Consider the following 12,358-nt stretch of genomic DNA (forward strand, 5'->3'; position numbering starts at 1 on the left):
GTAAACTGAGAGTTTACCAAGGCTAAACTGACTGTTTAACCAGGCTAAAGCAGAACAATATCATCCGTAAAACTTGATTAAGGTGAATAATGTCTGATTAATGTTCTGTACAAAACAGCTCACTTCTTGGCTGCTTCCGGATAGAAAACTGCATAAAGAGCAGGTGTCACGAAGAGCGTAAGCAACGTGGCAAACGAAAGCCCGAAGACAATGGTAGCCGCCATACCGCCGAACACCACATCGAACAGCAACGGGATGCTGCCAAAGATGGTCGTGACGGCAGCCATCAGCACAGGCCGTGTACGCGACACCGTAGCCTCAACAATGGCATCCGAAGCTTTTACACCCGCCTTGCGTTGCAGGTTCACCTCGTCGACCAGCACAATGACGTTCTTGATAATCATACCCAGCAACCCCAGCCAGCCCGCAATGCAGAAGAAGCCAAACTGAAAACCTGTCACCAACATGCCTATCACCACCCCGATGACCGAAAGCGGCAGGATGAGGAAGATGAGCAACGGCTGGCGGAAATTGCCGAACAATGCCACGAGAATAAGTACCAGCAACACCAGTGCCAGGGGGAAATATTTCGTCAGTGCGGCCATAGCTTCTTTCTGGTCTTTGTATTGCGAGTCCCAGAAGAAGGTGTAACCCGGCGGCAACTGCATCTGTTCAATCTCGCTACGGATTTCGCCAAGCACTTCCTTCATCGTGTGACCGGGACGGACGTCGCACTGAGCCGCCATCGAAAGTTGCCGGTTGTAGGTCTTCACCAGCGGCCACTCCCAGGCAAGGGCAATGCTGTCGGTCAGCTGTGCCAGCGGGGCAGAGTTGCGTCCGTTCCATACAGCCAGGTCGCCCAAGCCGTCTTGCGACAGGTTGTTGCCACCCGCCGTGCGCAACAATACGGGTACCTGCTTGTCGCCATCGCGGTAGATGCCTACGGCTGTACCATCGCCCGTACTCTTTACGGCTGTCATCAGGTCGGCCTTGCCCAAACCCAGACGTCCAGCCTTTACAGGGTCGTAGGCTGCCCGAAACATCATGGCTTTGTTACCCCACTCGTTACGGGCATTCATTACTTTGGGATTGCGCCGCATCACGTCGATAGCTGCCTGCGTCAGCGAGTCGAGCACCCGCGGATCGTCTCCACAGAAACGTGCTTCGATGAGTGCCTGCGGAATGGAGTTCAGTTCGAAACGGTTGACACGTACCAGTGCGTCCGAGAAGCGTTGCGACAACTCATCCTGCAAGCCTGCCTGCATCTGCCGGGCTACAGAAGGACTTTCGGCCTCGACCAGACATTGGGCATAATTGCTCTGCGGACCATAAGCAGCGTTAGCCAGATAGTAACGCGGCGGTGTCTGCCCTACGAAAACCGATACATGTCTGACTCCCGCACGACGCATCAGCGTGTCGGCCAGTGCCTCGGCCTGACGGGCCGTCTCCTCCACGCGGGTACCCTCGGGCAGCCACATGTCTACAGAGAAATACTGTTTATTGAGCAAAGGCATGAACTGCTGGGGAATCATCCGGAAAGCCATGCCACTCAACAGAAGCAGTCCCAGCATACCCGCCAACACAGCATAACGACGACGGATGGTCCACCGTAAAGCACGGCGGAAACGGTCGTAAAGACGTCCCTGGAAGAGTTCACCTTTCAGCTCCTCCGGACGAGGACGGCGTACGAACTCCTGCACAAAGAATACATTCTGCGAAATGGCCAGTACCCAACTGAGCAACAGAGACACGGCAATCACAATGAAGAGTGATGAAAGCAGTTCGCCCGTGATGTGCGGCGAAAGGTAAACAGGCAGGAAAGTAAGTACGGCGATAAGCGTAGCTCCCAGCAAAGGCATAGCCGTAGTGCCTACAGCCGAAAGGATGGCTGTCCGCTTGCGCATGCCGCGCTGCATGTTGACCAACGTGGCATCGTAGACCACAATGGCATTGTCTACCAGCATACCCATTGCAATGATGATGGCTGCCAGCGACATGCGTTGCAGGGCGATGCCTGTACCATACATATATATCAGTGTACCGAAAATGGAGAATACCAGCCCGCTGCCTATCAGGATACCGTTCTTCATGCCGATGAAGAAAAGCAGCACAGCTACCACCGTCACCACCGAAATGATGAGGTTAAGAACAAAGCCATCGTTAGCAGCGGCAGATTCGCGGCCCTGATCGTAAACGACAGAGAGGTGATAACCCTCGGGCATTGCGTCGGCCAGCTTGCCGATGCGGGCAGCCACCCGTTCGGCCATATCCACCACATTGCCGTCGGCCACAGTCGAGATGGCAATGCCCACGGCCGGTACGCCGTCGGTCTGCATCAGGCTGCGTGCCGGGTGCAGATAGGCTTCGCTCACGGCAGCTATCTCGCCCAAACGGAAGTAAGCTCCGCTACGCGACACTACTGTCAGGTTCTCCAGTTCTTCCAATGTCGTGAAACTACCCGATGCCTCCACACGAAGGCGGTTGTGTGCCGTCTCTACCGCACCGGCATCTACTACACGGTTCTGGCGATCGAAGGCAGCAGCGATGTCGGCCATCGTTACCCCACTGGCAGCCAGCAACGCAGGATCGGCCTCTATCTCGATGGTACGGTTCTGCACACCAAAAAGTTCCACCCGGGCCACATCCTCCACATCCAGCAGTTCGTTCTTGATGCGTTCGGCCTGATCTTCCAGCTCGCGGTACGTACGTGTCGTGCTGCTCAGGGCATAGAACACGCCGAGCACATCGCCAAAGTCGTCGTTCACGACCGAAGTACCTGCTCCTGCAGGCAGCTTGCTTTGTGCATCGCCTACCTTGCGGCGCAATTTGTCCCAAAGCTGCTGCATGGCATCGGCACGTATCTCTTTCTTCACATAAACGGTAATCTTGGACAGACCGGCGCGGTTTTCCGTCTTCAGATAATAAAGCTCGCCCAGCGACTGTATGGCTTCTTCGAGCACATCGGTCACCTGCTGTTGCACTTCCAACGGCGAAGCACCGGGATAAGTCGTGGTCACTACGGCCTGCTTGATGGTGAACGGTGCGTCCTCCAGCTTACCCATACCGATGTACGAGATGATGCCTCCCAGCAATATCAGCCCCAGTAACAGCCGGCTCAGCGCTTTGTTCTTCAGGAAAAATTTAGCAATCGTCTTCATGCGATGTTCCCTCCTATTCTGCGGCATCAGCCTGTTCCACTACTACCTTTTCGCCTTCGTTCAGATAGGCCTGACGCGTCACGGCTACCTGCTGACCGGGCTTCAAGCCAGAAACAACTTCTACGCGGCTATCCTTCAGCAAACGGCCCAATGTAACCGGACAACGACTCACACTGCCGTCGGCCTGCACCGTCCAGACATAGCTGCCCCGGCGGTCGTCCTGACAGACAGCCGCCTGGGGAATGGCCAGAGAGGAGAGTGAAGCAGAAGTTGAGGAGAGAGATACAGAGAGACTCCCTGCCATTCCTCCAAGCAAGCTATTGTCCTGATTGTCCAGTAAAAGAGTGAGTCGGAAAGAGAGATTATTATCGGCTGCCGTCTGCGTCAGATAGGTTTCGGCAGGAGCAAACACCTGTCCAGGCAAACGGTCGAAGCGTACTTGAAACACTGAATCGGGCACCCCGCGGCGAAGCGATACGGCCATGTCCTCGGGCACGTAAGTTTCCAGTTTCACCTGCGAAAGGTCGATGAAAGTCAGCACGGGCTGCGAGGCTTTCACTTCCTGATGGCGTTCGATGTATACCTGCTGCACATAGCCATCAAAAGGGGCTATCAGCCGGGTATCGTTCAGTTCGTTCAGCGCCATGTCGTAATCGGCACGGGCGCGGGCATAGTCGGCACGGGCTTTCTCGTAAGCCGTGCCAGATACATTATTCTTCTCGTACAGGTTGAGTATAAGTCTAACTATTACGCAACACCAAAAGGTGCCAGATACATTATTCTTCTCGTACAGGCTGGCCGTACGGCGATAGTCGGCTTCGGCCTGACGGCAAAGGGCTTCGGCGCGCTCCTTGCGGACAAGGAAATCGCGCGGATCGATAGCGGCAATCAGTTGCCCCTTGCGGAAGAACTGACCGCTCTGTACTGTAAAGCTCTGCACAGGTCCGCCCACACGGAAGGCCAACTCAGTCGTGCGGCAGGGTTCGGAGATAAAGGTATAGTTGCGGCTGCCGCTGCCTGTCACGGCTTCGGCTTGCACCACGCTGACTACGGGCAATGCCCGGTTTTCTTCGGCCGGCCCTCCGCATGCTGTCAGCAGCAGAGCCAGACACACACCACAAAGTTCTGTTTTCATTTTCTTCTTCATAACTCGTTTACTTCTGCATATAATCACTGCTGCAAAAGTAAAGCGAAGCCGGAAGGATATGAGAGAATTCTTACCCAAGCGAAGTTTCGGGCGACTGAAACGGAGAAAATGCCAATCGAAAGAAGAACTTGCCTTTTTTCAGCACCGCCACGCAACAAATTCAGGAAGTCACTTACACCTGCTCTCGTTTTTTCTTCCTACCTTTGCCCCAAACCGAAAAACTGAATGAATTATGGCAATGTACAAAAGAATCTTACTGAAGCTCAGCGGCGAGAGCCTGATGGGCGAGAAGCAGTACGGCATCGACGAGAAGCGTCTGGCCGAATATGCAGCACAGATTAAGGAAATACACGCAATGGGCGTACAGATAGGAATCGTCATCGGCGGAGGAAACATCTTCCGCGGACTGAGCGGAGCCTCAAAAGGTTTCGACCGCGTGAAGGGCGACCAGATGGGTATGCTGGCTACAGTCATCAACAGCCTGGCGCTGAGCTCGGCACTGGTGGCCGCAGGTGTAAAGGCACGTGTACTGACAGCAGTACGCATGGAGCCCATCGGTGAGTTCTACAATAAATGGCGCGCCATCGAATGCATGGAAGCAGGCGAAGTAGTCATCATGTCTGCCGGAACGGGCAACCCCTTCTTCACCACGGACACAGGCTCTTCACTGCGCGGCATCGAGATTGAAGCCGACGTGATGCTGAAAGGTACGCGCGTGGACGGCATCTACACCGCCGACCCCGAAAAGGACCCGACAGCCACGAAGTTCCACGACATCACCTACGACGAAGTGCTGCGCCGCGGCCTCAAGGTGATGGACCTCACCGCCACCTGCATGTGCAAGGAAAACAACCTGCCCATCATCGTTTTCGACATGGATACCGTGGGCAACCTGAAGAAAGTCATCGCCGGCGAGGAAATAGGTACGCTGGTTCATAATTGACCATAAACAAGCTCTTACAGAATCTTTTTTAGGTACGGATTACAGGATATGCGAATATGTCACTTCATTCCCCCGACAGAAAACCAGCAATCCTGATAATCCGTACCTAAACTGTTTCTGTAGCTCCCATACAGGGACGTAATGAAACATAAACAGACCCTAAATCAATCTATATACCGAACATGAAAAGAGTCATATTCCTATGTATCTGTCTGCTGCTTTGCCTTACGAGTGTACAGGCAAAACGTACAGTGAAAATAGCCTGTGTCGGCAACAGCATTACTTACGGAGCCGGCATTGCCAACAGAGAAAAGAACAGCTATCCAGCTCAGTTACAATACTATTTAGGAGAAAACTACGAAATACGGAACTTCGGGCAAAACGGAACCACGGTCTTGACCCAAGGAGACCACCCTTACGTACAAACCAAAGTATACAAAGATTCTAAAGAATTTCTGCCGGACATCGTACTCATCAAATTGGGAACCAATGATACGAAACCCCAGAACTGGAAATACAAAGAGCAATTTGCGAAAGACTATCAAGCACTGATAGACACTTACCGGGCGCTTCCCTCTCATCCGCAAATTATTCTGCTCACACCTGTACGCTGTTTTCTGACCGCACAAAACACCATCAATCCACGCATCATCGAGAACGAAGTCAAGCCGGCCGTTGAACAGTTGGCCTATAAAAACGGACTTGGCATTATCAACCTATTCAACATCTTCGGCGATCAATGGGATCGTTCGCTGATGCCCGACCGCCTGCACCCTTCGTCTATCGGTGCAGGCATAATGGCACGAAAGATAGGCGATTATATTCTGAATGACGGTACAACCAGCCAAACAGATTTTATTCCAACCCAATCCACCCCCTTCAACTTTCACGGATATCAGGGATACGACTTCCGGACAGAGGGTATCTCCTGTAAGATAGTAAAGCCACGAAAAGAAGCCAAGGGGCGTCCTTGGGTGTGGCGAGCACGTTTCTGGGGACACGAACCGCAAACCGACATCGACTTATTGGAACACGGATTCCACATTGCCTATTGTGAAGTAGCCGATCTGTATGGTTCGGACAAGGCAATCGAACACTGGAACAAGTTCTACCAATTCATGACAGCTCACGGATTCCACCAGAAACCGGTGCTCGAAGGCATGAGTCGCGGAGGATTGATCGTATACAACTGGGCAGCCCGCAATACAGATAAAGTAGCATGTATCTATGCCGACGCACCGGTTATGGACATCAAAAGCTGGCCGATGGGAAAAGGAGCATATACCGGTTCGAAACAGGACATCGAACGGATGCTGAAGGCTTACGGCTTCGACAGTGAAGAAGAAGCGACCAACTGGAAAGGAAATCCGCTGGATCACGCCGCACGCATTGCGCAAGCCCGTATTCCCGTATTGCATGTAGTGGGAGACGCCGACGACGTAGTCCCAGTGGCAGAGAATACCGCTGTTTTCGAAGCTGAAATGCGACAGCTGAAATCGCCTATCACCGTGATTCACAAGCCCGGCATCGGCCACCATCCACACTCCTTAAACAATCCAGCACCTATTGTACGCTTCATTCTGAAGGCTACGGGACATTTTTCCAACCCTTGCACCCACGCCGTACCGGGCAACGAATATCGCTCGGCAGCTGGATGGGTAGAAGGTTCGGAATGGCACACAGTGGCACGCGACATCGAGACATCACTGGAAGGACGTAAACTGAAACTTCTGCTGCTTGGCAACTCCATCACACAAGGATGGGGAGGCAACCGGCAGCTGGTGACACATAAACCGGGCAAAGCAGCTATGGACCTTGCATGGGGCGAAGGCAACTGGGAAAGCGCAGGCATCTCTGGCGACCGCACTCAGAACCTGCTGTGGCGAGTAAAATACGGCAACTATAACAAATGCCATCCCGAATACGTGGTAATAGCCATCGGTATCAACAATCTGATAGCCGGACAAGACGAAGCCGACGACACGGCCGCAGGCATCATTGCCGTCACGGAAGAAGCATACCGCCAGTTCCCCGATTCGAGAATCATACTACTGGGACTCTTCCCCTCAGGAAAAGAAAAGAACAGCAATATACGGCAAAAGTGCGATCGCATCCACGAAGTGCTTCAGACGAGGACTTTCGGCGAAAGAGTAAAATACATCAATCCCACAGAATGGTTCCTGGATAAAAACGGAAGCATTCGCGACGGATTGTATGCCGGCGACTACATTCACCTGACCGGTAAAGGATACGAGTGTGTAGCCTCGCACCTGAAGAAAATAATCCAGACAGACCGCCAGCCGGAAACCGTCTGGTACAATCCGGCTACCGACTCCGTACTGCCCATCCAGGGACGCTGCTGGAATCAGGAAACGGGTGGACGCTACCAGCGACTGCCGCAAAGAGCCCAAGAAGTAGTCAGAAAACCAGTATGGAACTTATCTTTAGAGACAGCCGGACTGTACATCAAATTCTATACGAACGCAACTTCCATTCAGGTGAAATATCAGACAACAGGCGGACTGGCCATGCCCCACATGCCTGCAACGGGAGTAAGCGGAGTGGACCTTTACACCATGGACTGCGAAGGACGGCAATACTGGTGTGCCGGAAAATACCAGTTTGGCGACACCATACGCTACACATACGCCGATCTGACCTACCGCAATACACACAACAAAGGGAATGAATACACCCTGTATCTGCCGCTGTACAACGGAGTGAAATCGCTGCAGATAGGCGTACCCGCAGGCAGTCGTTTCGAGTTCGTACGTCCGTCGGCCGAAAAGCCGGTAATCGTATACGGTACTTCCATCGCCCAGGGGGCATGCGCCTCGCGTCCGGGCATGGCATGGACCAACATACTGCAACGCAAACTGGACATGCCGGTCGTCAACCTGGGCTTCTCGGGCAACGGACAACTGGATGAAGGCTTCTTCGGTCTGCTGGCCGAAACGGATGCAGCCTTGTACGTCATCGACTGCATGCCCAACATGACGGGCGAACGGACAGAACTGATACGTCCCCGCCTGGAAAAAGGAATCAGCATGATACGCAGCAAAAGCAACGCTCCCATTCTGCTGGTGGAACATGACGGATACATGGGCTACCGCGCCTCCGACAAGAAACGGGAAGCATTCGAACAGACGAACAAGCAACTGCGGGCCGTATACGAGAACATGAAGAAGGAGACCGACAACCTGTACTACCTCAGCTTCGACGAACTGGGTCTGAGCATGGACAGCCAGGTGGACGGCGTACACGCTACCGACCTGGGAATGCAACAGTATGCCGATGCCTACTACAAGAAGATTACCGGCATACTGTACGCCGGACTCGGCCCATCGTCGTTCGTACCGTGCCGGCAGCACCGCGACGCCAGCATATACCAATGGGGCAAGCGCCACGAAGAAGTGCTGGCTTACAACGCCCGGGTGCAGCCGCAGATTGTGATGTTGGGCAACTCCATCACCCACTACTGGGGAGGAGAACCTTTCGAAAAGCGTAAAGCTGCCGACGACGTATGGCAGAAGCTGTTCGAAGGAAAGACCGTCGTCAATATGGGCTACGGATGGGACCGCATCGAAAACGTGCAGTGGCGAATCATGCACGGCGAGCTGGACGGCTTTCGGGCACAGAAAGTCTTCATGATGCTGGGCACCAACAATCTGGACCTGAACACTAACGAAGAAATCGTCCGCGGCATAAAGAAAACAGTGGAATGGATCGGGAAGAAACAGCCGCTGGCCCAACTGTATGTTGTCAAGATTCTGCCGCGCCGGGGCTATGAAGAAAGACTGCAAAGGTTGAATACCCTCCTCGAAAAGGCCCTGTCGGCCAGTCCGAACGTCCGCGTGCTCGACCTGTCAGACACACTTGTCGGAAAGGATGGCAAGATAGACGAAAAGCTCTTCTCGGACGGTCTGCACCCCAACCGTGAGGGATACGAACGCATCGCCCGCAAGCTGAAGCGTTATGTGAAATAGCATCGCCTGCCTCAGGCACAAGACATGCCACTACCGGCGGGCAAAACTGCCCGCCAACGGCACCCCCTTAACGACGGGCGGGGCCGAAGCAGAAGTTGACTCCCAGACTGACATTCAGTTCGCGCCCGATGGTGCTGCTGCGGTAGACATACTCCTGAGCTTCGGCCTCGCCTTCTTTTTCGTACAGGTAGCTCTTGGCCGTGCTGAGCGGCTGTTGCCAGAATACGTCGAACAGCAAAGCCATCCGGGGCGTCAGGCGATATTGCGTGGATACACCGAAGTTCAGGCAGATGGCCGCCCCGTCGCAGTTCAGCAACAGTTCCTTCTCGCCCTCCTTAATGCTTTCTGCTTTGCGGTTGGTACCATAATAGCTCTGCCCGATTCCGAGACGGGGATAGCACTGCCAGCGGTCGCCCTCGATGCGGAACACACCGCCTATGCTGTAGGCCAGATGCAGATGGTCGATTCCCGGCAACAGCTTGTTCAGCAACGCTTCACCCAGCTGCGACCCCAGAGTTTCGTACACGTTGCGGCTCTTAAACAGTTTGAAACGCACGTCGGCATACCACCCGAAGCGCGGTGCAAACAGGTGCATCATCCGCAAGTCGAATGCGGGCACCGTCTCCGGACGTACCCCGAACAGCAGGGAAGCCGGATTGGGCGACGGTTCGCTCATATCTGTATTCGCCCCCACACCCACGCTAAAGTGCAGCTGGGGCTGATAACGCATCTCGTGATACTGAAGAGCCCTCGCATCATCTTGTTGGGCCAAGGCCGGAAGACAAGCACCGGCACACATCAGAAAGAAAAACAGCAAGCCTTTTTTCATCTATTTCGATATTTAACTTCGTTCGCCTGTTGGCGATGAGCAAAGATATGTATTTCCTCCAAATGCCGTACCGGCAATCAGGAGTTTTTTTTCAACCGCCCGCCGACAGCCATCCGCCCACCTTGCGCGCCGACAACCGACAGTCGACATTTTGACACTTTGCATCGCCAACCCGCCTAGAATCCGATATTTCCGTCCCACAGCCCGTCCGTCGAAAAAAACGGAAGCAATTTTTCGCATTCACCTCAGATACAGAGCGATAGCAAAATACGGACATTTGAAATAGAAAAAAGACAAGGTTTCCGAAGGCCGAAAACGCTGTTTTCCGAGCCGAAAAGCCCTGTTTTCCTCCGCAACAAGCATTCCCGACGAGCCGAACAAGCATTGTTCGCGAGCCACACAAGCGTTGTTCGCCAGCCGAACAAGCACGGAACACGAGCCGGACAAGCGTTTCTGCCCCCCGAAACAAGGCTTTTCGGGGGCAGAAACCGCATATTTATGCGCTTCCGATTCCTTTTTCGCTTCTATTTCGGCAGTAGCGAAAACAAGTCGTGTCAGCCAAACGAGCAAAAAAATCTCCACTTTGTTGCAAGAAAAGGAATAATACGCTACATTTGCTAAACTTAATCAAATCAACCATCCTATAACGAACGAAACGATATGAAAGACGTAAAAGACATCTTAGGCGAAGCGCAGGAGAAAATGGACATGGCAGTGATGTATCTGGACGACGCACTGGCCCACATCCGTGCCGGAAAGGCAGACATACGCCTGCTGGACGGTATCCGTGTTGACTCCTACGGCAGCATGGTGCCCATCAACAACGTGGCAGCCGTGACGACACCCGACGCACGCAGCATCGCCATCAAGCCGTGGGACAAGAGCATGTTCCGCGTCATCGAGAAAGCCATCATCGACTCTGCACTGGGCATCATGCCCGAAAACAACGGCGAAATCATCCGCATCGGCATACCGCCGCTGACCGAGGAACGGCGTAAGCAACTGGCCAAACAGTGTAAGGGCGAAGGCGAAACAGCCAAAGTAAGCGTGCGCAATGCCCGTCGCGACGCCATCGACCAACTGAAGAAAGCCGTCAAGGAAGGCCTGGCCGAAGACGCACAGAAGGGCGGCGAAGAGAAGCTGCAGAAGGTGCACGACAAGTACATCAAGCAGATCGACGAAATGCTGGCCGCTAAAGAGAAAGAAATCATGACGGTATAAACTGAATGAAGAATGAAAAATGAAGAATGAAGAATGAAGAATTTCCTTACGGGTGGCTGTTGCGCAGCCCAATTCTTCATTCTTCATTCATCGTTCTTCATTCCCTGATCCTCAATTCTCAATTTTCAATTAAATGAGAGGGCTTGTCATCAAAAATACAGGCAGCTGGTACCTCGTCAAGACCGACGAAGGCCAGTGCATTGAATGCAAGGTAAAAGGCAACTTCCGCCTGAGAGGCATTCGCAGCACCAATCCCGTGGCTGTGGGCGACTTCGTGCAGATTATCCAAAACAAAGAAGGTACCGCCTTCATCACCGAAATCGAGGACCGCAAGAACTACATCATCCGCCGCGCCTCGAACCTGTCGAAGCAATCGCACATCATCGCCTCCAACCTTGACCAGTGCATGCTCATCGTCACCGTCAACTATCCCGAAACCTCCACCACCTTCATCGATCGCTTTCTGGCCTCGGCCGAAGCCTACCGCGTACCCGTCAAAATCATCTTCAACAAGGTAGACGCCTACGATGAAGACGAGTTGCACTATCTGGACAGCCTCATCCACCTCTACACCACCATCGGCTACCCCTGCTTCAAGGTATCGGCCAAGCAAGGACTGGGCATCGACGCCATCAAGGCCGAACTGCGCGGACGCGTCACCCTGTTCTCGGGCCACTCGGGCGTAGGCAAGTCCACCCTCATCAACGCCATCCTGCCCGAAGCCGACGCACGGACGGGCGAGATATCTACCGTCCACAACAAGGGAATGCACACCACTACATTCTCCGAAATGTTCCCCGTCGAAGGCGACGGCTACATCATCGACACGCCGGGCATCAAAGGCTTCGGCACCTTCGACATGGAAGAAGAGGAAATAGGCCACTACTTCCCCGAAATCTTCCGCACCTCGGCCGACTGCCGCTACGGCAACTGCACCCACCGCCACGAGCCCGGTTGTGCCGTTCTCCGCGCCGTTGAAGAGCACTACATCAGCGAGTCGCGCTACCAGTCCTACCTCAGCATGCTCGAAGATAAGGAGGAGGGCAAATACCGTTCGGGGTATTAAATCTGACT

At 53.7% G+C, this 12,358-nt stretch carries 7 protein-coding genes; 4 read left to right on the forward strand and 3 right to left on the reverse strand.

Translation table 11 applies throughout. From position 1 onward, the window contains the following. Positions 1-119 precede the first annotated feature (119 nt). Positions 120-3,158 (reverse strand): efflux RND transporter permease subunit, encoded by a 3,039-nt coding sequence (locus Q3C19_RS11385; RefSeq protein WP_302729395.1) that lies wholly within the window; start codon positions 3,156-3,158, stop codon positions 120-122. A gap of 13 nt (positions 3,159-3,171) precedes the next feature. Then, positions 3,172-4,293, reverse strand: coding sequence for an efflux RND transporter periplasmic adaptor subunit (locus tag Q3C19_RS11390; protein ID WP_302729397.1), 1,122 nt, complete (start codon positions 4,291-4,293; stop codon positions 3,172-3,174). 244 nt (positions 4,294-4,537) lie between these two features. Here Q3C19_RS11390 and pyrH point away from each other — a divergent pair, with 244 nt between their 5' ends. Continuing rightward, positions 4,538-5,248: a UMP kinase gene (gene pyrH / locus Q3C19_RS11395; protein WP_022162665.1), complete on the forward strand. Its 711-nt coding sequence runs from the start codon at positions 4,538-4,540 to the stop codon at positions 5,246-5,248. 182 nt (positions 5,249-5,430) lie between these two features. Continuing rightward, positions 5,431-9,234: a GDSL-type esterase/lipase family protein gene (locus Q3C19_RS11400; protein WP_302729400.1), complete on the forward strand. Its 3,804-nt coding sequence runs from the start codon at positions 5,431-5,433 to the stop codon at positions 9,232-9,234. 67 nt (positions 9,235-9,301) lie between these two features. Here the strand turns inward: Q3C19_RS11400 and Q3C19_RS11405 are convergent, their stop codons facing one another. Further along, a complete protein-coding gene (locus Q3C19_RS11405; protein ID WP_071150585.1) occupies positions 9,302-10,063 on the reverse strand; it encodes a hypothetical protein in 762 nt (253 codons plus the stop codon). 660 nt (positions 10,064-10,723) lie between these two features. On the opposite strand from Q3C19_RS11405, the gene frr reads away from it, so the two are divergent. Together frr and rsgA are read left to right on the forward strand one after the other, a co-directional pair. Further along, the gene (frr, locus tag Q3C19_RS11410; protein WP_302729403.1) at positions 10,724-11,284 is read left to right on the forward strand and encodes a ribosome recycling factor; all 561 of its coding nucleotides are present in this window, start codon (positions 10,724-10,726) and stop codon (positions 11,282-11,284) included. A 133-nt stretch (positions 11,285-11,417) separates the two neighbouring features. Continuing rightward, the gene (rsgA, locus tag Q3C19_RS11415) at positions 11,418-12,350 is read left to right on the forward strand and encodes a ribosome small subunit-dependent GTPase A (protein WP_302729405.1); all 933 of its coding nucleotides are present in this window, start codon (positions 11,418-11,420) and stop codon (positions 12,348-12,350) included. Positions 12,351-12,358: the final 8 nt, after the last annotated feature.

Source organism: Bacteroides sp. ET489, assembly GCF_030518095.1.
GTDB classification, from domain to species: Bacteria; Bacteroidota; Bacteroidia; order Bacteroidales; family Bacteroidaceae; genus Bacteroides; species Bacteroides ndongoniae.